The sequence below is a fragment of the Streptomyces sp. IMTB 2501 genome, from assembly GCF_001953885.1.
Classification (GTDB): domain Bacteria; phylum Actinomycetota; class Actinomycetes; order Streptomycetales; family Streptomycetaceae; genus Streptomyces.
On the sequence record NZ_MQUS01000009.1, the window covers coordinates 37,676 to 61,922 of the forward strand.

Here is a 24,247-nt window from a genome sequence, read left to right on the forward strand (position 1 = left end):
CGTGGCGTCTAGGGGATTCCTGTGAGCGGCGCGGGGGCCGTCCGGCCCGGGAGAACAGGGGCGGTCCAGCCGGGGAAGGCGGGCCCGGCCCGGCCCGGAAGAACCGGAATGATCCGGCTGGGCAGAGCCGGGGTGGTGCGGCCCTGGAGACGGGCGGCCTGGTCCCTGATCTCGGGGAGGCGGGCGGTGAGGGCGGCGCCGGGGCAGTCGGTCATGTAGCCGTCCTTGTGGCCGGCCAGGGCGGGCAGGGTGACGGAGGCGCCGACCTTGAAGCGGCTGAGGCTGTTGCTCGAGACCAGGCTGACGCTCGTGCGCGGGTCGATGTCGGCGAGGCCGAGCTTCCAGGCGGCCAGGGCCGCGATCGCGTCGGTCATGGCCTTGGGCACGGGGACCCCGGCGGTGAAGGTGCCGATCGCGGCGATACCGGCGGTGCGACGGTTGAAGCCCATGGTGTGGGCGCCGATGACGGCCCGCTCGGCGCCTCCGGCGCGGCCTTCGTAGATGGTGCCGCAGCGGTCGACGAGGAAGTTGTAGCCGATGTCGTCCCAGCGACGGTCACCGGTCTGGCCGGCGTACAGGTGGCGGATGATCTTCGGCACGTCGTCGCAGTCGTAGCCGCCCGGCGAGTCGGTGTGGTGGAGGAAGACGGCGACCACCTTGTCGTCGTAACGCGGGGGCGGCTGGGTGTGTCCGGTGGGGCCCAGCCAGACGGAGCGGGGCACGATGTGCGGCCGGGCGGCGCGGTGGCCCGCGGCCGGGGCGCGGGCCGGTACCGGCTCGTCCTCGTCGAGGCCGACCACGGTGGTCCGCTCGAAGCCACGGGCGCACAGGGCGAGCGCGACGACCGCCAGCAGGCAGGGCAGACCGCCGAGCAGCACCAGCAGGGGACCGGGTATGCGCCGACGGAACAGGCTCCGTATCCCCGGCGCGCCCGGTGTCTCCGGCGCCTCGGGCGTCCGCGGGGTCCCGGGCAGGTCCGGTATACCCGGTGGCTCGGGACGCTCGGACGGGTTCGGTCTGTCCGCCGGCCCCGGTGGCTCGGGTCTCTCCGTCGGCCCCGGTGGCTCCGGCGTCTCGTTCTCCGGTGTCCCCGGTGTCTGCGGGGTCCCGGAGGTGTCAGTGCCCGGTGTCCCCGGTATCGGGGAGGTTCCGGGCTTCTCCAGCGTTCTTCGGAGGGCGAACATGATCCCACTCTCCGGCCGCCGGGCCCCGCCCGCGATGTGCGCTGTGCCACCTGGCGGAACCATCGTCCCGGTCCGGGACGTTTCTGGGGGTACACACATACGTGGCCGGTTCGCCGCCCGGTGGCCGTTCTCGCGTATGGGTGGGTGACTGATCACCGGGCCCGTCCCGTCCGTACTGAGGGGTCCGAGAGAAAGGCGGCTCCGTGGACCTGCTCGACCTGGTGCTTGTGCTGGTGATCCTCGTCTACGCGGCGTCCGGATACCGGCGCGGCCTGGTGGCCGGCTGTGTCTCGCTTGCCGGGTTCGTCGGCGGCGCCGTCATCGGTGTGTGGGTGCTGCCCTGGGTGACCCGTCTGGCGGAGCGCGGCACGGCACAGGCGACGGTGCTCGCGGTGGTGACGGTCCTGGTGCCGGCGGTGGTGGGCCACGAGCTGGCGGGCCGGCTGGCGCTGCGGCTACGCGGGGAGCTGGACCGGGGCCCGCTGCGGGTCGTGGACGGGATAGGGGGCGCGGCGGCGAACTCGGTCGCCGTGCTGATCGTGGCCTGGGTGGTGGCGAGCGTGCTGGGCGCGGCCCCGTCCCAGACGCTGGCGACGGCGATACGGAACTCGACGCTGCTGGGCGCGGTGCAACAGGCGATGCCGGACACCACGCCCGCGTGGTTCTCACGGGCCACGTCGGCGCTGACCGAGGCGGGTTTCCCGCAGGTCTTCAACCCGTTCGAGAACGAGTCGACGGCCCGGGTTGCCCGCCCCTCCGGCGACAGCGTCACACCGGCGGCGACGAGCGCCGCGAAGCTGAGCACGGTCAAGATCGAGGGCGTGTCGGGCAACGAGGGCCGCGAGGGCAGCGGTTTCGTCTACGCCGCACACCATGTGATGACCAACGCCCATGTGGTGGCGGGCATCGACCAGCCGAGCGTGCGCGTGGGCGGAGTCGGGCGGTCGTACGAGGCCCGGGTGGTGCTCTTCGATCCCGACCGGGACGTGGCGGTGCTCTATGTGCCGGGCCTGCACGCCCCGGTGCTGCGCTTCGACACGACCGCGGCGCGCGGTGACTCGGCGGTGGTCGCGGGCTATCCGCAGGACGGCGGCCTGAACCTCCAGGCGGCGACGGTGGCGAGCCGGGTCCAGGCCACCGGCCAGAACATCTACAACGACGCCACGGTCACCCGGGACATCTACTCGATCCGCTCCACGGTCCGCCCGGGCAACTCCGGCGGCCCGCTGCTGACCACACACGGCAAGGTGTTCGGGGTGGTCTTCGCCCGCTCCACCTCGGACGCCGAGACGGGGTACGTGCTGACGGCGGACGAGGTGTCGGGCGACGCACGGCGCGCGGCCACGGCGACGGTGCCGGTGGACACGGGCCAGCTGGTCAGCTCCTAGGACAGGCCCTGGCCGTCACAGTTTCCGGCCCATGAGTACGTCGTCGACGTAGGCGCCGTCGAGGAGGAACTCCTCCGGCTGCACGCCCTCTACGGCGAACCCCTCGGACTCGTACAGCGCGCGGGCCGGGGCGTTGTGCCCGAGCACGCGCAGGGTCAGCCGCCGCGCACCGCGGCTGCGCGCCTCCCCGGCGGCGGCCCGGATCAGCGCGCGCCCGAGGCCCTGCCCGCGTGCCTCGTCGGCGACGGCGAGGCCCTGGATCTGGAGCACGTGTGCGTTCGAGGCGAGCGGGGTGGGGCGGGCGATGCGGATGTAGCCGACGACGCGGCCGTCGGCCTCGGCGACCAGGTAGTCCCGCGGGACGTGCCGCTCGTCGAAGAACGGCCCCTCCGGTGGCGGCGAGACGGCGTGCAGGGTGGACCAGGTGGCGCGGTCGAGGAGGGCGAGTGCCTCCTCGTCCCCGGCGACGGCGACGCGTATGGATGGCTCCGGCATGGCGATCACCTTACGACGGGTGTCCGCAGCACCTCCCGGGGTTTCGGCCCGGGCATGCTGGAGCCATGGAACGTCTCCGTATCGCGGTGGCCGGCGCGTCCGGGCTCATCGGCAGCGCCCTGGTCAGGTCCCTGACGGCGGACGGGCACGAGGTGGTCCGGCTGGTGCGCCGGTCGGCCGCGGGCCCGGGCGAGGTCTCCTGGGACCCGGCGGGGCGGTCCGTCAATGCGACCGCGGCCGGGCTGACCGGCTGTACCGCGGTGGTCAATCTGGCCGGGGCCGGGATCGGCGACCGGCGCTGGACGCCGTCGTACAAGCGGCTGCTGCGGGACAGCCGGGTGCTGGGCACGGCCACGCTGGCGGAGGCGGTCGCCACGCTGGCCGAGCCACCGCGGGTCTTCGTCAACGGCAGCGCGATCGGCATCTACGGCGACACCGGCGACCGGGCCGTGGACGAGCAGGCGCCGCCGGGTGACGGCTTTCTGCCCTCGCTGTGCGTGGAGTGGGAGGAGGCGGCGGCGCCCGCGCAGGAGGCGGGCGTGCGCACCGTGTTCGCGCGTACGGGGCTGGTGGTGGCCCGGGACGGCGGGGCGTGGGGACGGCTGTTCCCGCTGTTCCGCGCGGGGCTCGGGGGGCGGCTGGGCGACGGGCGGCAGTACTGGTCGTACATCGCGCTGCACGACGAGGTCGCCGCGCTCCGGTTTCTCATCGACGGCGACACACTGTCCGGGCCGTTCAACCTGACGGCTCCCGAGCCGCTGACGAACCGTGAGATCACGGCGGCGATGGGGCGCGTGCTGCACCGTCCGGCCCCGTTCGCGGTACCGGCGCCGGTGCTGCGGGCGGTGCTGGGCGAGATGGCCGGGGATGTGCTGGGCAGCCAACGGGTGGTGCCGAAGCGGCTGTTGGAGTCGGGGTTCCGGTTCGCGTTCCCGGGGATCGAGGAGGCGATCCGGGCGGCGTGACGGACCCGATCCCGGCGGCCCGACGTACGCCAGGGATGTCCTGCGACCTCCTGTGACCTCTTGTGACCGTATGCGACCTCCATGCGACCGTGCTCTGCCCATGCGCGACTGTTTGTGACCGTTCACAGACCTAACCTCGACCCGAACTCGGGTATCCCCGGAGCCTGTTGGGGGCATGACGTCTCCACCGGCCGCGCAACCACAGGAGGGGCCTCGTGCTTGAGCCCGCGTACCAGGTGGACGTCGTCATCGTGGGAGCCGGAATCGCCGGACTCTCGGCGGCCCATCGGCTGACCAGCGCAGGAATCTCGACCGCAGTCCTTGAGGCGGCCCCGTACGTCGGCGGCCGTATGTCGACGGAGAAGGTCGACGGCTTCCGGCTCGACCGCATCGGACAGCTGCTGTCCACGTCCTACCCCGAACTGCGCACCACCCCCGGCCTGGACTCCCTGATCCTGCGCACCTTCGCGCCCGGCGTCCTGCTGCACCGCGACGGACGCACCCAGCGCGCGGGCGCACCGGCGACCGGCGGGAGCGCACGGGGCGCACTGCACGTCGTGCGCGCCCTCGCGAGCGCCCCCAGGGGGCCGGCGGCCGCCCCCGGGCGGGTCGGCGCGCCGGTGGGCGGCGCCGTCGACCAGGCCCGGCTCGGCGCCGCGCTCAGCCGGATCGCCGCCACGCCCGTCGAACGCATCCTGGCTCGCCCGGAGATGCCCGCCGGCCAGGCCCTGGCCCAGCGCGGGATGCCGCCGCGCACCATCGACGGCTTCCTGCGCCCGCTGCTCGCCACGCTGCTGTGCGACCCGGAGCTGACCACCTCCAGCAGGTGCGCCGACCTCGCGCTGCGCTCCTTCGCGAGCGGCCGGCTCTGCGTCCCGGAGGGCGGCGCCGATGTGCTGCCCGAGCTGCTGGCGCGGGGGCTGCCGCCCGGCACCGTGCGCACCGGCGTGCGCGTGACTTCGGTGTGCACCACCTCGGTGACCACCGCCGAGCACGGCGAGATCCGCTGTCGTGCGGTACTGCTCGCGACGGACGCGCGGGCCGCGGCGGAGCTGCTGCCGGGCCTCAGAGTGCCGGACTTCCACCCGGTGACCGTGGTCCACCACACCACCGACGACCCGGCGGCGGCCTTCGCGACGGGCACCTCGCTGCTGCTCGACGCCGACCGCGGCGGACCGGTGGCCCACACCGCGGTGCTCAGCAACGTGGACCCGAGCCGGGCGCCGGTCGGCCGGGTGCTGATCTCCTCGACGGTCCTCGGCACACCGCCCGAAGGGGTCGACACCGCGGTCCGCATCCACCTCTCCCGCCTGTACCGCACCTCGACGCGCCGCTGGGAGACCCTGGCCGTGCACCACACACCGCAGGCGGTCCCGACCATGCGCCCACCCCACGACCTCCGTCGCCCGGTACGCCTCCTGGCCGGCCTGTACGTCTGCGGCGACCACCGCGACACCAGTACGGTCCAGGGCGCGCTGCACTCGGCCCACCGAGCCGCTGCCGCGATGCTGGCGGACCTGGGCATGGCGGGATCGATGCACCGCGCGGACCCGGCCCCGACCCTGCCAAGGGCGGCGTGACACCCTGGCTGGTGCCCCGGCAGACAACGTTCGCCCGTCAAGGAGCGGCGTCCGGTCCCTGCCGAGAGGGCGTACCGGACCTTGACGCGGCGAACGTTGCCTGTTGAAGCACTAGCCCAACGCCGCCACCTTCTCCCGGTACCCCCGCACCGGTGCCGCATCGCGATACGGCTCCAGCCGGCGTTCGAAGTCCCGCACGTACTCGATCGCGCGAGCGGACCGCATCTCCGCGGCCTGGCCGGCGGCCTCCGCGGCGAGCACACACGCCTGGTCCAGTTCACCGAGGCCGAGGCGGGCCGTGGCGAGGACGACGCGGCAGAAGAGACGGCTGCGGGCATAGGAGGGCGCGCGCAGCTGGAGGGCGCGCTCGGCGTGCTGCGCGGCCGCCCGGAACTGCTGCAGATCCCGGTGGCAGTGCCCGAACTCGTCGGCGAGCTGCGCCTCGTCGAAGAACTTGGCCCAGTACGGCACCTCGTCCCCGGGCCGGGCCGCCTCCAGGGCGCGCTCGGCCCGCACGAGCGCCGCCGTGCACGCCCGCACCTCACCGAGCACGCCGTGCGCCCGTGCCTCGCAGGCGTGCAGCAGCGCCTGCACAACCGGCGGGCCGCCGGTCCCCATACCCTGCTGGGCGACACGGGCCAGCTGCATGGCCTCCCGGCCGTGGCCGAGATAGACGGCCTGGCGGCTCATGGTGACCAGCACATAGGAGCCGTACGCCCGGTCGCCGGCCGCCTGGGCGAGCCGCAGGGCCTGCACGAAGTACCGCTGGGCAAGTCCGTGCGCGGCGATGTCGTACGACGTCCAGCCCGCGAGCCGGGTCAGGTCGGCCGCGGCGCCGAAGAGCCGGCGGCCGGTCTGCTCGTCGTAGCTGCCGCGGAGCATCGGCTCGCACTCGTGCTCCAGATAGCGCACCAGGGCCTGCCGGGCGTGACCGCCGCCGAAGCGGTCGTCGAGGGTGCGGAACAGTTCGCCGACCGAGCGCAGCGCGTTGATGTCGCCGTTGGTGACCCGATGGCCGGGGGCCCGCTCGGCCTGCCCGCGCGCCCGGGGCGGGATCACCAGCGCCGGCCGGCCCTGGGGCTTGGCCGGGGCCGGGCGGCCCTGCGGGGGCACGCGGGCCGCCGGTTCGCGGGCCACCTTGTCGTCGGGCTTGCCGATCAGCCAGTCCCGGCTGGGCACCACGAGCCCCGCCGGGGTGAACGCGATCTTGCGCAGCTCGGCGTGGCTGCCGGAGTCCTTGCGCCACAGCCCGCTGACGATGTCGACGGCCTCGTCGGGGGTGGCCGCGAACTCCAGCCCGGCGTACACCGGGGCGCAGGCGTCCAGCCCGAGGTCCTGGGCCGTGAGGCGGCGCCCGAGCCGGCGGGTGAAGACCTCGGCGATGAGGGCGGGCGTCGTGCCCCGCGGCTGCTGTCCGCGCAGCCAGCGGGTGACGGAGGTCTTGTCGTATCTGAGGTCCAGCCCGTGCTCCAGGCCGAGCTGGTCGACGCGACGGGCCAGACCCGCGTTGGAGAACCCCGCTTCTGCGATGAGCGCGGCGAGTTGGCGGTTGGGGGTGCGCTGCGCGGGTCGATCCGTCATCTGCGGTGCGGTCTCCTGCCTTCCGTGCTTCTGAAGTGCCCGGTTTCCCTTTGAGCAGCCTTTATGGCCGCACGAACGGCGCGAATGTAGCGGAGAGTGAGCAGGCGATCGCACATTCCGCAGGGCATTCATCCGATCGTGTGAGGAACGCCCGCAGGGCTGACGTACACGGGTCGGACGTACAGTGGCGTGGGCGCGTTACGTGCCTGACACACCGGTCGCTCGGTCGCTGAGGGAGGCGCTTGCCGTGAGTGAGTTGCGGTTCGTCCGCATGGGGTTCGGTGCGGATGCCGTCGATTACCAGGAGGCCTGGGACGAGCAGCGCCGGGTGCACGCGGCCCGGTTCGCCGACGAGGTCCCGGACACCGTGATCCTCCTGGAGCACCCGCCGGTCTACACGGCGGGCCGCCGCACCGAGGACGGCGAGCGCCCGCTGGACGGCACCCCGGTCATCGACGTGGACCGCGGCGGCAAGATCACCTGGCACGGCCCGGGCCAGCTGGTGGGCTACCCGATCCAGAAGCTCCCGCGCCCGGTGGACGTCGTCGCGCACGTACGGCGCCTGGAGGAGGCGCTCATCCGCACCTGCGCCGAGTTCGGCCTGGAGACCACCCGGGTCGAGGGCCGGAGCGGCGTGTGGGTGCTCGGCGACCCGGTCGAGCGGCGGCCGGCGCTCGGCGGGCTGTCCCTGGACTTCGACCCGCGGCTGCAGGACGAGGAGTTCGACCCCCGCCTCAACGGCCCCGAGTACGCCCCCTCCAACGCGGGCCAGCGGCGCGAGGACCGCAAGATCGCCGCGATCGGCATCCGGGTGGCCAAGGGCGTCACCATGCACGGCTTCGCGCTCAACGTGAACCCCGACAACAAGTGGTTCGACCGGATCATCCCGTGCGGGATCCGGGACGCGGGCGTGGCCTCGCTCGCGGGCGAGCTGGGCCGGGACGTCACCATCGAGGAGGTCCTGCCGGTGGTCGAGCGGCACCTGACGGACATCCTGGAGCACGCTGAGCTGAAACCGCGGGTGACCGAGAAGACCTCCGCCTGATATCGCGCCCCGCTCGCGGGGGGAATGCACCCTGCGGTTGCGGGGTTGGCCTCAGCGGCAGGGCGCAATGAGCACGGGCGTACGCTGGAGTGCGCCGAAGAATCGAAGATTCACGCAAGTCAAACAGCAGGGAGCCGGTCGTGTCCGCAGTCGCACCCGACGGACGCAAGATGCTGCGCCTGGAGGTCCGCAACAGCCAGACCCCCATCGAGCGCAAGCCCGAGTGGATCAAGACCCGGGCGAAAATGGGTCCCGAGTACACGAAGATGCAGAACCTCGTGAAGAGCGAGGGCCTGCACACGGTCTGCCAGGAAGCCGGCTGCCCGAACATCTACGAGTGCTGGGAGGACCGCGAGGCGACCTTCCTCATCGGCGGCGACCAGTGCACCCGGCGCTGTGACTTCTGCCAGATCGACACCGGCAAGCCCGAGGCCCTGGACCGGGACGAGCCGCGCCGAGTCGGCGAGTCCGTGGTCACGATGGACCTGAACTACGCCACCATCACCGGCGTCGCCCGCGACGACCTGGAGGACGGCGGCGCCTGGCTGTACGCCGAGACCGTGCGCCAGATCCACGCGCAGACCGCGGACCGCGAGGGCGGCCGTACGAAGGTCGAACTGCTGGCCCCCGACTTCAACGCGATCCCCGAGCAGCTCGCCGAGGTCTTCTCCGCCCGCCCCGAGGTCTTCGCGCACAACGTCGAGACCGTCCCGCGGATCTTCAAGCGGATCCGCCCCGGCTTCCGCTACGAGCGCTCCCTGAAGGTCATCACCGAGGCCCGCGACTACGGCCTGGTGACCAAGTCCAATCTGATCCTCGGCATGGGCGAGACCCGCGAGGAGATCAGCGAGGCGCTGAAGCAGCTGCACGAGGCGGGCTGCGAGCTGGTCACCATCACCCAGTACCTGCGCCCCTCCGTCCGGCACCACCCCGTCGAGCGCTGGGTGAAGCCGCAGGAGTTCGTCGAGCTGAAGGAGGAGGCCGAGCAGATCGGCTTCTCCGGCGTGATGTCGGGTCCGCTGGTGCGGTCGTCGTACCGCGCCGGGCGCCTCTACCGGATGGCGGTCGAACAGCGCGAGTCAGCTGCTCCGCAGCGGGGCGGTTCGCACATCGCCGCACAGGCGGTGTGAGCGGCGCGTGTGAATTCGCGCACAAGCAATTACCGGCCAGTAATGGCCGAGTCGACGCGGCTCTGACCGTCCTCGCTGATGAGGGCGGACATCAGGGCCGCGTCAGCGTTTCAGTGCTCTGTATCAAGGCTTCATTGGTGTTTGACCGGTCGGACACGCCCTGGTAACACCAATCAGTGACTCTGGTATCACGCCTCGTACACCACCCGCTCCGAGGGGGGACCTCGATCATGCAGGCCGCGCCCGTACGCGCCACCGCCATCCCGTCCTTCACCGACGCTCTCCGCGCCGTCGAGTCCCTGCTCATGAGCGGCGGTCAGCGCACCGCCCGCCGTAACGCGTGGACCTCCGTGCTGGAGGACCGCCGGCGCGCCAAGGACCGGGTCGAGGCGCAGCGTGTCCTGGAGCAGGCCACGGGCCGCTCCTGACCCCTCCCCCCGTCTCTTCCCCGCTCCTTCCCTCCGTTCCCTCCGGGCACTGCCGTCGTCCGCACTCCCGGGGCCACGTAGACTTCGTGGCATGGCGAGGAAGGAACCCGCGGCGGACGCCGCGAACGCAGGGCGACTGAAGCAGATCGCTCTCACATACAAGATGACCCGCAAGGCCGACAAGAAGATCGGTCTTGTCCTCGGGGCCGTCGGCATCGGCACCTTCGCGGTCTTTCTCGCGATCGGCTTTCTTCTCGGCCACCCCGTCTATCTGGGCATCTTCGGCCTGCTGATCGCCGTACTGGCGACGGCGATCGTGTTCGGCCGGCGGGCCGAGCGGGCCGCCTTCGGCCAGATGGAGGGCCAGCCGGGCGCCGCGGCCGCCGTGCTGGACAACATCGGCCGGGGCTGGACGACGACTCCGGCGGTGGCGATGAACCGCAGCCAGGACGTGGTGCACCGGGCCGTGGGGAAGGCCGGCATCGTGCTGGTCGCCGAGGGCAACCCGAACCGGGTGAAGAGCCTGCTGGCCGCCGAGAAGAAGAAGATGAACCGCATCGTCGCGGACGTCCCCGTGCACGACGTGATCGTCGGCACCGGCGAGGACCAGGTCGAGCTGAAGAAGCTGCGCACGACCATGCTGAAGTTCCCGCGCGTGCTCACCGGCCCCCAGGTGACGGCCACCAACGACCGGCTGCGGGCCATGGGCGACCTGATGAGCAACATGCCGCTGCCAAAGGGGCCCATGCCCAAAGGCATGCGGATGCCGAAGGGCCGCTGAGCCTCGTAACCCCCCGGGGTTCCTTGAGGCGCGGCCGTCAGGACAGCGTCCGGAACTCCCGCCCGCAGTAGACCATCGGGGCGCCCTCGCCCAGCCGTACCCCCGTTACCCGGCCGATCAGGATCGTGTGATCCCCGGCCGGGTAACGCGCGTATGCGGCACAGTCCAGCTGCACCGGCGCCCGCTGCACCGCCGGCAGCCCGGTGGGGCTCGGCTGGAGCAGGGCGTCGGAGAACTTGTCCGCGCCCTTGGTGGCGAACAGCAGGGCCAGCGGCTGATGCTCCGGGGCCAGCACGCTCACCGCGAAGTGGTCGCACCGGGCGAAGACCGCCGCCGAGTCGGCCGCCTCCGCGAGGCACACCAGGACCAGTGGTGGCTCCAGGGAGACGGAACAGAAGGAGCTGGCCGTGAAGCCGCGCGGGGTGCCGTCCTCGCAGCGGGCGGTCACCACCACCACGCCCGACGGAAAGCGCGCCATGGCGTCCCGGAACTCCTCCGGCGTCACCTCGGGCGCCATCACATCCTGAGCATCGGTCATACCGCGTACCACCCGTCCCGAAGTCCGGCCTGCGTCGGCCCTGGGCAGGCCGACGACAGTCCGTGTCCGGGCCGTCACGGCCATCGATCACGACTATGCCGTCGGTGTGGGGAGCGGGCAACCGAAGGAATGGGTTACGGAGCGTTGCCGGGTGCGGGTGCGTCGTGGCTTCTCACGACCCACCATCGGGCCCGCGCCCGGCAATGGCGAGGCCCCTCAACGGCGATCAGAGGCCCCTCAACCGCGATCAGCCGGGTCCGGCGCCCTCAGATCCGCACTTCGACGGTCTGCGCCAGCCGGTCATGCATGCCACGCCCGTCGCGGTCCCAGATCAGCGCCGGAATCGCGAGGCACAGCAGCACCGTACGGACCAGCGCGCGCCCCGGGTTCACCGTGCCGGTCCGCAGGGCCACCACCCTGATGCCGAAGAGACGCTTGCCCGGTGTGAAACCGATCGTGCCGACGGTCAGGGCGCTCATGACGAAGAAGACGCCGAGTGCCCAGTTGCTGGTAGCGGGGCTGTAGCCATGGGTGATCAGCCCGTATGCGATCAGGACACTCAGACCCCAGTCCACCGCGAGCGCGCCGAGCCGTCGGCCCGGGCGGGCCACGGAGTTCGGCCCCTCCTCCGGGAGGCCCAGCTGCTCACCCCGGTAGCCGAAGTCCGCACCGGCCTCTTCCATGGCCGCGCGGGGCCCGGAGAGCCACGATCCGAGTGCTTGCCTGTTGTCCACGCGTCCACGGTACTGTGCCCGGTTTCGGGCACTACGCCGAGGGGTGTGTCGGGGCTACGGTGGACAGGTGACCGGTTAACTTCTGCGAAACAAATGGGTCACGCCCGAGAAATCACCCGTCCCTAGGGTCGAGACCAGCGTGTGCCACCGCACTGGCCGCACGAACGATCTACCACCCCGGCGAGGACGGTCGGGAGTAGGAGGAGCTGGATGTTCCAGAACGCCGACGAGGCCAAGAAGTTCATCGCGGACGAGGACGTCAAGTTCGTCGACGTCCGGTTCTGCGACCTGCCGGGCGTCATGCAGCACTTCACGGTGCCCGTTGAGGCGTTCGACCCGGACGAGGAGCTGGCCTTCGACGGATCGTCGATCCGCGGCTTCCAGGCCATCCACGAGTCCGACATGGCGCTGCGCGCCGACCTCTCCACGGCCCGGGTGGACCCGTTCCGCCGGGACAAGACGCTCAACATCAACTTCTTCATCCACGACCCGATCACGGGCGAGCAGTACTCCCGTGACCCGCGCAACGTGGCGAAGAAGGCGGAGGCGTACCTGGCGTCGACCGGTATCGCCGACACCGCGTACTTCGGCCCCGAGGCCGAGTTCTACGTCTTCGACAGCGTCCGCTTCGCCACCACCGCGAACGAGTCCTTCTACCACATCGACTCCGAAGCGGGTGCCTGGAACACCGGTGCCGTCGAGGACAACCGTGGTTACAAGGTCCGCTACAAGGGCGGCTACTTCCCGGTCCCGCCGGTCGACCACTTCGCCGACCTGCGCGCCGAGATCTCCCTGGAGCTGGAGAAGAACGGCCTGAAGGTCGAGCGCCAGCACCACGAGGTGGGCACCGCCGGTCAGGCGGAGATCAACTACAAGTTCAACACGCTGCTCGCGGCCGCCGACGACCTGCAGCTCTTCAAGTACATCGTGAAGAACGTGGCCTGGCGCAACGGCAAGACCGCGACCTTCATGCCGAAGCCGATCTTCGGTGACAACGGCTCGGGCATGCACGTGCACCAGTCGCTGTGGAGCAACGGCGACCCGCTGTTCTACGACGAGGCCGGTTACGCGGGCCTGTCGGACACCGCCCGTTACTACATCGGCGGCATCCTCAAGCACGCCCCGTCGCTGCTGGCCTTCACGAACCCGACGGTGAACTCGTACCACCGTCTGGTGCCGGGCTTCGAGGCGCCGATCAACCTGGTGTACTCGCAGCGCAACCGCTCCGCGGCCATGCGTATCCCGATCACCGGCTCCAACCCGAAGGCCAAGCGCGTCGAGTTCCGCGCCCCGGACTCCTCCGGCAACCCGTACCTGGCCTTCTCGGCCCTGCTCCTCGCGGGTCTGGACGGCATCAAGAACAAGATCGAGCCGGCCGAGCCGATCGACAAGGACCTGTACGAGCTGGCTCCCGAGGAGCACGCGAACGTCGCCCAGGTCCCGACCTCGCTGCCGGCCGTCCTCGACTCGCTGGAGGCCGACCACGAGTTCCTCCTCCAGGGCGACGTCTTCACGCCGGACCTGATCGAGACGTGGATCGACTTCAAGCGCACCAACGAGATCGCACCGCTCCAGCTGCGTCCGCACCCGCACGAGTTCGAGCTGTACTTCGACGTGTGACAGACGTCCGACTCCCGGATCCCCCGGGTTCGGAAGGCCCCTCGGCTCAGCCGGGGGGCCTTCGGCGTGTTCAGGCCGTGTGCCGGAAGCGGCGGCGGTACTCCGTCGGGGTCGCATCCAGCTGGCGGCGGAAGGCGCGGATCAGGGTGTCGACGGTGTGGAAGCCGCAGGTCGCGGCCACCCGGTCGAGGGTGTCGTCGGTGGTCTCCAGCCGGCTGCGGGCCGCCTCGACCCGGGCGGACTCGATGTACGACGCGGGGGTCGTCCCCAGTTCGGTCCGGAACAGCCGGGTCAGCTGGCGTTCGCTGACATGGGCGTGGGCGGCGAGGTCGGCGACGGTGAGGCGGCTGTTGACGTGCTGGGCGATGTGCCGGCGCAGGTCGTCCATGCGCCGGGTGGTCGAGACGGGCTCGATGGGGACGCTGAACTGGCTCTGGCCGCCCGGTCGCTTCAGGTACATCACCAGCTGCCGGGCCACGCGCAGCGCGACGGCCTCGCCGAAGTCCTCGGCGACGAGGGCGAGCGACAGATCGAGGCAGGCGGTGATGCCGGCGCCGGTCCACACCTTGCCGTCGCGGATGAAGATCGGGTCGGCGTCGACCTCGACGGCGGGGTGCTCGGCGGCCAGCTGCGGCGCGGTCGACCAGTGGGTCGTGGCACGCCTGCCGTCGAGCAGCCCGGCTGCGGCGAGCAGATGCGCTCCCACACACACGGAGGCGACGCGCCGGGCCCGGCCGGCAAGGGTGCGCACCCAGCGGACCAGGCCCTCGTCGGTCACGGCGCGTACCCGGCGCCGTTCGTCGACCTCGACCGCGCCGGGCACCAGCAGGGTGTCGATGGTGCGCCGGGTGGCCTCGGCGAAGGTGACGTCGGGCAGGACGCGCACCCCGGCCGCGGTGGTGACCGGGTCCATGGTCTCGGCGGCCAGGACGACCCGGCAGCCTGCCGCGTCGTCGGTCTCCCGGCGCAGCAGCGCGAACACCTCGGGCGGGCCGGTGACGTCGAGCAGGTCGACGCCGTCGAAGAGAAGGACGACGACGAACCGTTCCACGCTGCTCACGAGGGCCCCGATCTCCCGTCCCACTGATGTCCGGATCTGCAAGTTACATGACATTGCCGCCACGGGGAGGCCACTCATAGCGTGATGACCATGGCTACGACGACTCTGCGTGATCTCAACGGCTTCGATCAGACCCCGGCCTCGCTCGCCGGCTCGACCCTGATCCTCATCGACTACCAGAACACCTACACCCGCGGCGTGATGGAACTGGCGGGCTGGCAGGCCGCCCTCGACGCGGGCGCCGGCCTGCTGGCCCGGGCGCGGACCGCGGGCGCGACGGTCGTCCACGTCGTCAACGACGGCGGCGCGGGCACGCCGTACGACATCCGCGAGGAGATCGGGCGGATCCATCCGCGGGTCGCGCCGGCCGAGGGCGAGGCGGTGGTCGTCAAGCAGGTGCCGAACGCGTTCCTCGACACGGATCTGGCCGCGCACGTGGACGCCGCCGGGCACAAGGACGTGATCATCGCGGGCTTCATGACGCACATGTGCGTCGTCTTCACCGCTCAGGGCGCGTTCCTGCGCGGCAACCGGCCCACCGTCGTCGCCGACGCCTGTGCGACCCGGCCGCTGGGCGCCGCCGTCGCCGAGGTGTCCGCCGAGCAGCTCCACCACGGCGCGCTCGCGACGATCGAGGACCTGTGGGGCGTCGTCGTCCCGTCCGCGGCGGCTCTCGGCTGAAATCCGCCCGCCCCGGCCCCGGGGCGGGCAACCTTTCCCGCTTCCCAGGCTTCCTACTCTCGGGGGATCATCCCTCCTGACCCTGCCGGACTAGAGAGGTTTAACGGGGATGACGGAACAGGACGACTGGGAGCGGGAATTCGATCACCGTTGGGCGAATTCCGCCGAGCACAAGGAGCCCTCCGCCCGGGCCCGGATGCTCGCCGCGCGCTGGAAGGACAACCCGCCGAATCCGGCGCCCTTCCGCGCCGACCCCGATCCGGCGCGGCGCCGGTCGTCGTGGGCGTCCACGGCCATGGTCTTCGGCTGTGTGATCGCGGTCATGGTGCTGATCGGGCTGGTGCAGTTCGGCTCGGCGCGCTAGCCCGTCGTAGCGGGCGGCGAGGGACGGACAGGGGACGTACAGCGACCGCCGGCGACTGACAGGTACGCTTTGCTGCTCCTAGGGCCGTTCTCAACCACTTCATGGGAGTCGGCAGGTGCACACTGGACAGCGGGACGAGTGCCTGACTGCGGGGTGATGCAAGATGCAGAGCCGCTTCCGGAGCGATCGACGGCTGACCGTGCGCATGGGGCTCACGCTGTTCCTGCTCGGTCTGCTGTACGTGGGCTTCATCGCAGCGTTGATCACGCTGCTGAGGTCCTGGGTGCTGGTCGTCGTGCTGGTCGGAGCGATGTTCGTGGCACAGTTCTGGTTCTCCGACCGGATCGCCATGTTCGCGATGCACGGCCGGGTCGTGGAGCGCGAGGAGTATCCCGAGCTGCACGCGGTGGTGGACCGGCTGTGCGCGATCGCCGACATGCCCAAGCCGGTGGTCGCGGTGTCCGACATGGACATGCCGAACGCCTTCGCGACCGGCCGCAATCCCGACCACGCCGTGGTCTGCGTGACCACAGGCCTGCTACGGCGGCTGGAGCCGGCCGAGCTGGAGGGCGTGCTGGCGCACGAGCTGTCGCACGTCGCGCACAAGGACGTCGCCGTGATCACGGTCGCGTCCTTCCTCGGGGTGCTGGCGGGCCTGATCGTGCGGTTCGCCTTCTACTCTCAGGTCTTCGGCGGAGGCCGCAGGGACCAGAACACGGCAGTCGTCTTCGCCACGATCATGGGCGTCTCCGCAGCGGTGTACGCGATCAGCTTCCTGCTGATCAGGGCGCTGTCCCGGTACCGGGAGCTGGCGGCCGACCGGGCGGCGGCGCATCTGACCGGGCGGCCCTCGGCGCTGGCGTCGGCGCTCACCAAGGTCTCCGGGGACATCGCCCGGATCCCGACCAAGGACCTGCGCACCGCCCAGGCCTTCAACGCCTTCTACTTCACCCCGGCGACCGGGAAGGAGCCCGGTGTCGAGCGGTTCTTCTCCACGCACCCGACCCTGGAGCAGCGGCTGGAGCAGCTGGGCCGGATCTCGGCGGAGCTGGGCGAGGCCGCCACTCCCGGGGCGGGCTGAACACATGGCACTGCGGAAGGCGGGCTGAGCGTTGGGGCTGCTGGACATCCTGCTGGGCCGTACGAAACCGGTCGCGCCCGATCTCGACCAGCTCTTCGCGCTGCCCTCGGCGGCCGTGACCCTCCAGGCCGCGGCCGGTTTCACCCCGACCGGGACGGGGGCGGTGTGCTTCGCCACGGTCGAGGGGGCGGCCTTCGAACAGACCCACCGGGAGGTGCAGGCGCTGCTGGACGCGGACACCGACCGCAGCGGCCCGCCGGTGGAGCTGCGGCGGGACGACTACGGCTACTCCTGGCTGGTCTCCGCGCGCAGCCCGGAGCAGCTGCCGGAGCTGGTCAACGATCTGCACGCGGTGAACAGCGCGATGGAGGTCAACGGCTTCGGACCGCAACTGCTGTGCTCGCTGGCCGCGTTCACGGACGACGGCGGCCGCAGGCTGGCGCTGGTCTATCTCTACAAGCGCGCCGCGTTCTACCCCTTCGCCCCGCTGTCCGGCAGCGGGGAGCGGCGGGACAGCGCGCTCGAACTCCAGGTGAAGGCGGCCCTCGCGAACGATCTGCGGATCGAGCAGGACCTGGGCCGCTGGTTCCCGGTGTGGGGCGCCCCCGGTCTGTGACCGGGGACGCCGTCGCTCACCTGCTCTTCTCGCGCTCCTGCCGGCGGGACTCGAAGGGGCGCTCACGGCGGTAGCGGCGCTCCCACCTGGCCTGCCGGTCCCGGCGCTCGCGGTAGGTGCGGTAGCTGTCGGGCGGGGGCGGGGTGCCCGCGCCGGTGCCGGTGCCGGTGGCCGGTGGTGTGCCGGGGGAACCACGACCGTGCGTCGCGTACAGATACAGCAGCGCGACGGCAGCGAGCCACCACAGATGGTTTCCGATTCCGAGGATCACCAGGACGACGGTCCCGGACACGACGATGCCACGCATGACGGACCTCCTCCGTGGGATGAGGGTGGCTGGGGTGGAGTGTGTCGGCTTCGTGCCGTTTGTTCAGCGTAGGGACGACGAGAGGAGGACCGCATCCCGTTTTCCGCCCGGGCGGGGCCGCCGTGAGTGAATGGCCCCATGAGCGAACTCTCCGGTTTCACCCACGACTTCGACGGCGAACGGCTCAGCGGAGTGACCGCCGGCCCACCGGGCCGGGCCACGGCGGTACTGCTGCACGGCGCCGGAAACGGCAGCAAGGACCGCCTCCTCCCCCTGCTCACCGAGTTCGCCGAGCACGGCTGCCACACCCTGGCCTTCGACTTCTCGGGGCACGGCGAGAGCACGGGATCGCTCGGGGAGCTGAGTCTGCGCCGCCGCTTCGAGCAGGCGGTGGCGGTACTCGACGCACACGCCCCGGCGGGCGTACCGCTGATCCTGGTCGGCTTCAGCATGAGCGGGCAGACGGTCGCCGATCTCGTACGGCACTACGGCCCCCGGGTCGCGGCCGTCGGGCTGTGCTCGCCCGCCGTCTACGCCCCCGAGGCCTGGGAGGTGCCGTTCGAGAACCGCCAGGGCCGGTTCAGCGAGATCATCCGTACGCCGGACGGCTGGCGGAGTTCGCGGGCCCTGGAGGCGCTCCGGGCGTACGAGGGCCGGGCGGTGCTGGCGGTCCCCGGCACCGACGCGGTCATCCCGCCGGCCGTGACCGAGGCCGTACAGGACGCGCTGTCGGCGCGGTCCCGGTACACCCGCTTCGAACTCCCCGAGGCACAGCACCGGTTGGGCCTCTGGTTCCGTGACCACGCCGAGGACCGGCGGGAGTTCGTGATCCGTCTGCTGGACGGCTCACCCGGACACGAGCCGCTGACCGCCACGTCGGCCCGGCCACGGCCCTAGTACTCCAGGCAGGCGCGCCGGGTGCCCCAGGACGCGGGGCACCCGGCATCGGCGACGGTGTCGGTGTCGGTGTCAGCGGTTGTAGCGCATGAAGGCGCGGACCATGTGGCAGGTGGTGTCGGAGGGCGGGCGCATGCCGATTTCCTCCGCCTTGCTGCGGATGTTCTCGTCGCGGGCCTGGGCCGGGAGGTAGATCCCCGAGTCGAGCAGGGCTATGGCGAGGCGCATGGCCTTCAGACGGCGGTTGTGGGTGACGTACCACTCGCGCGGGCGTCCGGCCGGCAGCGGGCGCTTTGTCACGGGCTCATAGGGCGAGTCGAACAGCACGGGGCGCTGGACGGTGGACTGGGTGGGCAGCGGTTTCGGCTTCAAGACGGCAGCGGGCACAGGCATCCTCCTGTCGTGGTCAGGGCACCGGCCGGACGGCCCGGCGATACCCTCGAACACTGCCTCCAGTCTACTGCCCCGCACTGACATCGAGGGAGTCCGCAGCGTCCGGCAAACGTCCAGGTGGAAAGGGTAATTGACGGCCTGTCACAGCAGGTTTGCATGATGCCCGTGGGGTGGCTTCGAATTCGAACAAATGGTGTCGGCAAGGGGGGTCGGCCGGGGTCTGCGTCCGTCTCCGCGGCCATGGCCCGCAACGCGCCTTTGTCCACTTTGCCGTTGCCGGTGAGAGGCAGGCGCTCCGTCCACCAGACCGTGGTCGGCCGGTGCGCCGGGGCGAGCTTCTCCGCCACGAGCGCGCATGCCTCGGCGGCGGACCGGCTTGCCGTGCCGGGCATGACCGCGGTGCAACACGGACCCGCGCACAGTGACACCCGACTCCCCCACCGGTGGGAACCGGTTCTCGCATACCGTGTGCGGCATGGAAATCTGGATCAATCCGGCCTGCTCCAAGTGCCGCAGTGCCATCAGCCTGCTCGACGCCGAGGGGGCCGAGTACACCGTCCGCCGCTATCTGGACGACGTGCCGAGCGAGGACGAGATCAGGGCCGTACTCGACCGGCTGCACCTCGAACCGTGGGACATCACCCGCACCCAGGAGACCGCGGCCAAGGAGCTGGGGCTCAAGGACTGGCCGCGGGAGGAGGGTTCCCGGGAGCGGTGGATCGCCGCGCTCGCCGAGTACCCCAAGCTCATCCAGCGGCCGATCATCACCGCCGACGACGGGACGGCCCTGGTGGCCCGCTCCGAGGAAGCGGTACGCGAGGCCCTCGCGCACAACAAGGGCTGAGCTTCGCTCAACTCTCCTGTGACGCAGGCCACTTCATCGACTCCCGCGAGCACTGAGCAACCCCGTTCGGTATCTCGTACATAGCGGCGTACGCTCCCCTACCTCTTCAGGAGGCGCGCATGTCGCGCAGGCGCACCCTCAGTACGAAGAAGAAGCTCGCGCTTCTCGTCAGTGCCGCGGCGGTGGCGGGCGGCGGGGCCTTCGCGCTGGCCACGACGTCCAACGCCGCCCAGCCGGCGAACAACGCGAAGACCCTGTCCGCCGCGGACTCGTCGACCGCCTGCCAGGGGCTCGCCACCGCCCTGGGCAACAACGAGCGGTTCATCGCCGGGCAGCAGGCGAACCCGGACGCCCAGTCGGCGGCCCGGATCGCCAACCGGCAGGCGGTCATCAAACAGATCGAGGTCCAGCAGAAGGCGGCAGGTTGCACGGTTGGGGAGTCGGCTCAGGGCTCCCAGGCCGGGCAGCAGGCGCAGGGCGGTCAGCAGGGCTCCGGTCAGCAAGGCGCCGGTCAGCAGAGCGCGCAGCCCTCGCAGTCCGCCGCCGCAGGGAACAGCGGCGGTGGCGCCGCCGCGGCCTCCGGTCAGCAGGTGTGCAAGGGCTCGACCGTCACGCTCTCCGGCGAGGCCGGCGCACCGGCCGCGTCCAGCGACCAGTTCCCGGCGGGTACGACCCTGAAGGTCACCAACCTGGACAACAACAAGTCCACGACGGTGAAGGTCACCTCGGTCTCCGGCAGCTGTGTACTCCTCAACAACGCGGCCTTCGAGCAAGTCCGGCAGCCCGGAAAGTTCCTCATCCGCCGCGCCCTGATCGAGAAGGTGGGGTGAGGCTCAGCGGCCCGACAGGAAGCTGGTGAGGCGGCCGGCCAGGGCCGCCGGTGCCGCGTGCGGCAGCGCGTGATGGGACACGTCCGGCAGTACGGCGGTCTCCACGTGCGGCAGCAGCACCGCCGCCTTGGCCACCACCTCGCGGGGGTCATGGGTCCTGCTGTTCGCCGCCACGAGCAGCAGGACCCGTGTGTCCAGGGCCCGCAGCGCGTCCGGCGCGGGGCGCGGGCCCGTCACCGGCTTCGCGGCCGGGTAACCGGCGGCCGCCTCCTGGAGGGCGAGCCAGTCGGGATCCAGGTCCTCCCCCACTCTCGGCTGCGCTCTGGCGGGAGGGACCACCATCCCGGTCTCCCACTCCAGGAAGGCGCGGATGCGGCGGGGCGTGGGCCGCAGCAGCACCGGCAGGGCACGGAGCAGATACGCCGCCTTGAACCCGGCGAAGCACTGGGTCGGGTCCAGGAGGAACAGGCGGCGCATCCGGGCCGGGGCGTGCAGGGCGTAGTGCAGGGCGATCCAGCCGCCGTACGAGTGGCCGCCCAGGTCGGCCGATGCGGCGCCCAGGCCGTCCAGAAGCACGTCCAGCCAGCGTGTCAGGTCGGCGACCGTACGGGGGTGGCGGTCGCCGGCCGGGCCGCTCAGTCCCGGGGCGCCGATCACATCGACCGCGTAGACCCGGCGGATCCGGGCCAGTTCCGCGATCTGGGCGTACCAGGAGACGGAGGTGGCTCCGCCGCCGCCCGGCAGCAGGAGCAGCGGTGGCGCGTCGCGGGGGCCGCAGGCGTTGACGCGGGTGGCGCCGAAGGGCGTGGCAACCGTCAGCGCCTCCCGCTCGGCGGGCCACTTCGCCAGGACCTTGTCGTACGCAACCCGGAAGACCTCGCCGTCGTACCCGGCCATGGGACCGCCCCCTATTATCTCGCTCAGCAAGATATTCGCTGAGCGAGATAATAGCGCCGGAGGCCCTGTGCAGCCCGAAATGGAGATCGTTCACCTGCTGCGTGCCGTCGCCGTCGAACTCGGCCTGCACAGCGCCAGGTTCGCGCAGCGGAACGGCATGCACCCGACGGACGTACGCGCGCTGATCGCGCTCATGGACGCGCGGCGGGCGGGTGAGGAGATGAGCGCCGGGCGGCTCGGGGCCGGGCTCGGACTCAACTCGGCGGGCACCACGGCCCTGCTGGACCGGCTGGAGCGTGCGGGGCATGTGCGACGGGTGCGCGGGGGGAGCGACCGGCGGAAAGTCGTCGTGGAGGTGACGGACGACGCCGTGGACCTCGGCACGTCCTTCTTCGGGCCGCTGATCGAGCGGTCGGCGGAACTGCTGCGCGGCTACGACGACCACCAGCGAGCCGCCGTCCGGGACTTCCTCGACGGGGTGCGGCAGGCCGCGGCGGAGGGCACCCATACCCCGCCCCCCGGAACCTCACAACATGAGCCGTGACACAGAACCACCAGGTAACACGGGGTTCACATACGGGCAACGGTCGAGAAATCGCCTGTTGACAGGCTGCCGGGCAGATCGACGCGGCGCCCCGGTGCCGTAGCGCCGCAGCATCCGCAGCACCCGCACCGACGTGCGCCCGACACACCCCCGAAGGAAGTGGCCCCGTGACCTTCAAGGCCGAGTACATCTGGATCGACGGCACCGCGCCGACGGCCAAGCTCCGTTCGAAGACGAAGATCATCACGGGCGCCCCGGCCGGTCTCGACGCGCTGCCGATCTGGGGCTTCGACGGCTCCTCCACCAACCAGGCCGAGGGCCATGCCTCCGACCGTGTGCTCAAGCCGGTCTTCACCTGCCCGGACCCGATCCGCGGCGGCGACGACATCCTGGTGCTGTGCGAGGTCCTCAACACGGACATGACCCCGCACACCTCCAACACCCGTGCCGCGCTGGCCGAGGTCGCCGAGCGGTTCGCCGCGCAGGAGCCGGTCTTCGGCATCGAGCAGGAGTACACCTTCTTCGACGGCGCCCGTCCGCTCGGCTTCCCCGAGGGCGGCTTCCCGGCCCCGCAGGGCGGCTACTACTGCGGTGTCGGCGCCGACGAGATCTTCGGCCGTGACATCGTCGAGGCCCACCTGGAGAACTGCCTCAAGGCGGGTCTCGGCCTCTCCGGCATCAACGCCGAGGTCATGCCCGGCCAGTGGGAGTTCCAGGTCGGCCCGCTCGCCCCGCTGGAGGTCTCCGACCAGATGTGGGTGGCCCGCTGGCTGCTGTACCGCACCGCCGAGGACTTCGGCGTCTCCGCGACCCTCGACCCGAAGCCGGTCAAGGGCGACTGGAACGGCGCGGGCGCGCACACCAACTTCTCCACCAAGGCGATGCGTGAGGGCTACGACGCGATCATCACCGCCTGCGAGTCGCTGGGCGAGGGCTCCAAGCCGCTGGACCACGTCAAGCACTACGGCGCCGGCATCGACGAGCGTCTGACGGGCCTGCACGAGACCGCCCCGTGGGACAAGTTCTCCTACGGCGTCTCCGACCGCGGTGCCTCGGTCCGTATCCCGTGGCAGGTCGAGAAGGACGGCAAGGGCTACATCGAGGACCGCCGTCCGAACGCCAACGTCGACCCGTACGTGGTGACCCGCCTGCTGGTCGACACCTGCTGCTCCGCCCTGGAGAAGGCCGGCCAGGTCTGACCCGCCTCCCGGAAGGGGGCGTCCACCGCGATGGTGGGCGCCCCCTTCCGCGTGTCGTACGGCCCGCCCGTCCGGATGCCGAGACAGGGTTCCGGACCGGTCGGCGGGCGGGAAGCCACTGATCAGGGCCTGGTGCGCGCCCGCGACGGACTCGCCACGTCAACTTCACGCCAAGGAAGCGTCCAAGCAGTGAGAGGAGGGTCCTGCCCGGCGCCGGTGTCTGCTTCAATGGGCGCATGGCCAGCTTCCAGAAGATCACCGCGACGGGTCGCCATGACCTTGAGCCCTTCTGGCCTTCCCGTCAGCACCACGACTTCGACCGGGTGTGTTGCCGCGCGACGAACGCGCGGGCCCTCTAAAGCCGTAACCCCCGGCCTTCGGCCAGCGCGAAGCGACGTACGTCCTCCGGCGCGCCCCGACCACGAATCGCGGCCGTCGCCCCGTCCGACGAACTTCTCGCGCGAAAGAGCTGACCTCTCATGGCGACCTCTCGTTCTCTCTCCTCCGCCTCCACTCTGACCACCCCCGCCCGGCACCGGCTGCGCGCCGTGGACCGGGACGAGGTGGTCGACGTCGCGGACTTCCTGCCGCCGGGCGCCACCTGGCTGCCCGCCCCGCAGCACACCCTGCCCACCCTCCCCGGACAGCCGCCGATGGTCGGCTATCTGGTGCTGGTCCCGGCCGACCAGCGGCCGCCGTTCCTGCCGGTCGCGGTACCGGACCAGCCGGAGACGGCCCCCGGCGCGGGCGCCGGCACGGGCGCCGAACCGCTGGTGCGGATCGACACCGTACGGCGCACCGCCGGCATCGACGGCCGTGAACTCGACCTCACCTACCTGGAGTTCGAGCTGCTCGCCCACCTGGTGGCGCATCCGCACCGGGTGCACACCCGCGACCAGCTGGTCACCACGGTGTGGGGCTACGGCCATGTCGGCGACGGCCGCACCGTCGACGTGCACATCGCCCGGCTGCGCCGCAAGCTGGGCGCCGAGTACCGCCACGCGATCCAGACGGTGCGCCGGGTCGGTTACAAGTACACTCCGCCGACCGGCCGCTGACCTCCCG

General features: G+C 71.3%; 27 protein-coding genes. 18 read left to right on the plus strand and 9 right to left on the minus strand.

What is annotated here, in order from left to right:
• Positions 1-8: 8 nt before the first annotated feature.
• A complete protein-coding gene (locus AV521_RS46585) occupies positions 9-878 on the minus strand; it encodes a peptidoglycan recognition protein (protein ID WP_256725595.1) in 870 nt (289 codons plus the stop codon).
• Positions 879-1,387: 509 nt separating this feature from the next.
• On the opposite strand from AV521_RS46585, the gene AV521_RS17215 reads away from it, so the two are divergent.
• Complete coding sequence (locus AV521_RS17215; protein ID WP_076089292.1) at positions 1,388-2,572, plus strand: MarP family serine protease; 1,185 nt, start codon at positions 1,388-1,390, stop codon at positions 2,570-2,572.
• Between the two features lie 15 nt (positions 2,573-2,587).
• Here AV521_RS17215 and AV521_RS17220 read toward each other — a convergent pair whose 3' ends face one another.
• Entirely contained in the window at positions 2,588-3,067 is a 480-nt protein-coding gene (locus tag AV521_RS17220) for a GNAT family N-acetyltransferase (protein ID WP_179023166.1), read from the minus strand.
• Between the two features lie 65 nt (positions 3,068-3,132).
• On the opposite strand from AV521_RS17220, the gene AV521_RS17225 reads away from it, so the two are divergent.
• Both AV521_RS17225 and AV521_RS17230 read left to right on the plus strand, forming a co-directional pair.
• Positions 3,133-4,032, plus strand: a complete 900-nt coding sequence (locus AV521_RS17225) for a TIGR01777 family oxidoreductase (RefSeq protein WP_076089296.1) — start codon at positions 3,133-3,135, stop codon at positions 4,030-4,032.
• 215 nt (positions 4,033-4,247) lie between these two features.
• Positions 4,248-5,612, plus strand: a complete 1,365-nt coding sequence (locus AV521_RS17230; protein WP_076089298.1) for an NAD(P)/FAD-dependent oxidoreductase — start codon at positions 4,248-4,250, stop codon at positions 5,610-5,612.
• A 111-nt stretch (positions 5,613-5,723) separates the two neighbouring features.
• On the opposite strand, the gene AV521_RS17235 is transcribed toward AV521_RS17230, so the two are convergent.
• A complete protein-coding gene (locus tag AV521_RS17235; RefSeq protein ID WP_076089300.1) occupies positions 5,724-7,193 on the minus strand; it encodes a regulator in 1,470 nt (489 codons plus the stop codon).
• Positions 7,194-7,440: 247 nt separating this feature from the next.
• Between AV521_RS17235 and lipB the strand changes: the two genes are divergently transcribed.
• The 4 genes from lipB to AV521_RS17255 all read left to right on the plus strand — a co-directional run bounded on the left by lipB (position 7,441) and on the right by AV521_RS17255 (position 10,577).
• Positions 7,441-8,238, plus strand: a complete 798-nt coding sequence (lipB, locus tag AV521_RS17240; protein WP_076089302.1) for a lipoyl(octanoyl) transferase LipB — start codon at positions 7,441-7,443, stop codon at positions 8,236-8,238.
• 140 nt (positions 8,239-8,378) lie between these two features.
• A complete protein-coding gene (gene lipA, locus AV521_RS17245; RefSeq protein ID WP_076089304.1) occupies positions 8,379-9,368 on the plus strand; it encodes a lipoyl synthase in 990 nt (329 codons plus the stop codon).
• Between the two features lie 230 nt (positions 9,369-9,598).
• Positions 9,599-9,796: a hypothetical protein gene (locus AV521_RS17250; RefSeq protein ID WP_076089306.1), complete on the plus strand. Its 198-nt coding sequence runs from the start codon at positions 9,599-9,601 to the stop codon at positions 9,794-9,796.
• A gap of 91 nt (positions 9,797-9,887) precedes the next feature.
• Entirely contained in the window at positions 9,888-10,577 is a 690-nt protein-coding gene (locus AV521_RS17255; RefSeq protein ID WP_076089308.1) for a DUF4191 domain-containing protein, read from the plus strand.
• Positions 10,578-10,614: 37 nt separating this feature from the next.
• Here AV521_RS17255 and AV521_RS17260 read toward each other — a convergent pair whose 3' ends face one another.
• Together AV521_RS17260 and AV521_RS17265 are read right to left on the minus strand one after the other, a co-directional pair.
• The gene (locus tag AV521_RS17260) at positions 10,615-11,115 is read right to left on the minus strand and encodes a flavin reductase family protein (protein WP_079249281.1); all 501 of its coding nucleotides are present in this window, start codon (positions 11,113-11,115) and stop codon (positions 10,615-10,617) included.
• A gap of 266 nt (positions 11,116-11,381) precedes the next feature.
• Positions 11,382-11,849 carry an RDD family protein gene (locus tag AV521_RS17265; RefSeq protein ID WP_076089312.1) on the minus strand — a complete coding sequence of 156 codons (468 nt, stop codon included), beginning with the start codon at positions 11,847-11,849 and terminating at the stop codon, positions 11,382-11,384.
• Between the two features lie 210 nt (positions 11,850-12,059).
• Between AV521_RS17265 and glnA the strand changes: the two genes are divergently transcribed.
• Positions 12,060-13,469 carry a type I glutamate--ammonia ligase gene (gene glnA, locus AV521_RS17270; RefSeq protein WP_076089314.1) on the plus strand — a complete coding sequence of 470 codons (1,410 nt, stop codon included), beginning with the start codon at positions 12,060-12,062 and terminating at the stop codon, positions 13,467-13,469.
• Positions 13,470-13,539: 70 nt separating this feature from the next.
• On the opposite strand, the gene AV521_RS17275 is transcribed toward glnA, so the two are convergent.
• Complete coding sequence (locus tag AV521_RS17275) at positions 13,540-14,529, minus strand: GlxA family transcriptional regulator (RefSeq protein WP_076089574.1); 990 nt, start codon at positions 14,527-14,529, stop codon at positions 13,540-13,542.
• A 90-nt stretch (positions 14,530-14,619) separates the two neighbouring features.
• On the opposite strand from AV521_RS17275, the gene AV521_RS17280 reads away from it, so the two are divergent.
• The 4 genes from AV521_RS17280 to AV521_RS17295 all read left to right on the plus strand — a co-directional run bounded on the left by AV521_RS17280 (position 14,620) and on the right by AV521_RS17295 (position 17,271).
• The gene (locus AV521_RS17280) at positions 14,620-15,210 is read left to right on the plus strand and encodes a cysteine hydrolase family protein (RefSeq protein ID WP_076089575.1); all 591 of its coding nucleotides are present in this window, start codon (positions 14,620-14,622) and stop codon (positions 15,208-15,210) included.
• A 109-nt stretch (positions 15,211-15,319) separates the two neighbouring features.
• On the plus strand, positions 15,320-15,574 hold the full coding sequence (locus AV521_RS17285) for a hypothetical protein (RefSeq protein WP_076089316.1): 255 nt from the start codon (positions 15,320-15,322) through the stop codon (positions 15,572-15,574).
• Positions 15,575-15,737: 163 nt separating this feature from the next.
• Entirely contained in the window at positions 15,738-16,655 is a 918-nt protein-coding gene (gene htpX, locus AV521_RS17290; protein WP_076089318.1) for a zinc metalloprotease HtpX, read from the plus strand.
• Between the two features lie 31 nt (positions 16,656-16,686).
• Positions 16,687-17,271 carry a hypothetical protein gene (locus tag AV521_RS17295; RefSeq protein ID WP_076089320.1) on the plus strand — a complete coding sequence of 195 codons (585 nt, stop codon included), beginning with the start codon at positions 16,687-16,689 and terminating at the stop codon, positions 17,269-17,271.
• 16 nt (positions 17,272-17,287) lie between these two features.
• Here the strand turns inward: AV521_RS17295 and AV521_RS17300 are convergent, their stop codons facing one another.
• A complete protein-coding gene (locus AV521_RS17300; protein WP_076089322.1) occupies positions 17,288-17,578 on the minus strand; it encodes a hypothetical protein in 291 nt (96 codons plus the stop codon).
• Positions 17,579-17,716: 138 nt separating this feature from the next.
• Between AV521_RS17300 and AV521_RS17305 the strand changes: the two genes are divergently transcribed.
• Positions 17,717-18,475, plus strand: coding sequence for an alpha/beta hydrolase (locus AV521_RS17305; RefSeq protein WP_076089324.1), 759 nt, complete (start codon positions 17,717-17,719; stop codon positions 18,473-18,475).
• Positions 18,476-18,547: 72 nt separating this feature from the next.
• Here the strand turns inward: AV521_RS17305 and AV521_RS17310 are convergent, their stop codons facing one another.
• On the minus strand, positions 18,548-18,862 hold the full coding sequence (locus AV521_RS17310; RefSeq protein ID WP_076089326.1) for a hypothetical protein: 315 nt from the start codon (positions 18,860-18,862) through the stop codon (positions 18,548-18,550).
• A 481-nt stretch (positions 18,863-19,343) separates the two neighbouring features.
• Between AV521_RS17310 and AV521_RS17315 the strand changes: the two genes are divergently transcribed.
• Both AV521_RS17315 and AV521_RS17320 read left to right on the plus strand, forming a co-directional pair.
• The gene (locus tag AV521_RS17315; RefSeq protein WP_076089328.1) at positions 19,344-19,712 is read left to right on the plus strand and encodes an arsenate reductase family protein; all 369 of its coding nucleotides are present in this window, start codon (positions 19,344-19,346) and stop codon (positions 19,710-19,712) included.
• A gap of 119 nt (positions 19,713-19,831) precedes the next feature.
• Positions 19,832-20,542, plus strand: coding sequence for a hypothetical protein (locus AV521_RS17320; RefSeq protein ID WP_076089330.1), 711 nt, complete (start codon positions 19,832-19,834; stop codon positions 20,540-20,542).
• A gap of 3 nt (positions 20,543-20,545) precedes the next feature.
• Here AV521_RS17320 and AV521_RS17325 read toward each other — a convergent pair whose 3' ends face one another.
• A complete protein-coding gene (locus AV521_RS17325; RefSeq protein WP_076089332.1) occupies positions 20,546-21,439 on the minus strand; it encodes an alpha/beta fold hydrolase in 894 nt (297 codons plus the stop codon).
• Between the two features lie 79 nt (positions 21,440-21,518).
• On the opposite strand from AV521_RS17325, the gene AV521_RS17330 reads away from it, so the two are divergent.
• The 3 genes from AV521_RS17330 to AV521_RS17340 all read left to right on the plus strand — a co-directional run bounded on the left by AV521_RS17330 (position 21,519) and on the right by AV521_RS17340 (position 24,240).
• Positions 21,519-21,983, plus strand: a complete 465-nt coding sequence (locus AV521_RS17330) for a MarR family winged helix-turn-helix transcriptional regulator (protein ID WP_256725577.1) — start codon at positions 21,519-21,521, stop codon at positions 21,981-21,983.
• A gap of 167 nt (positions 21,984-22,150) precedes the next feature.
• Positions 22,151-23,182, plus strand: a complete 1,032-nt coding sequence (gene glnII, locus AV521_RS17335) for a glutamine synthetase (RefSeq protein ID WP_076089336.1) — start codon at positions 22,151-22,153, stop codon at positions 23,180-23,182.
• Positions 23,183-23,661: 479 nt separating this feature from the next.
• Positions 23,662-24,240, plus strand: a complete 579-nt coding sequence (locus AV521_RS17340) for a winged helix-turn-helix domain-containing protein (RefSeq protein WP_076089338.1) — start codon at positions 23,662-23,664, stop codon at positions 24,238-24,240.
• The last annotated feature ends 7 nt before the right edge of the window (positions 24,241-24,247 follow it).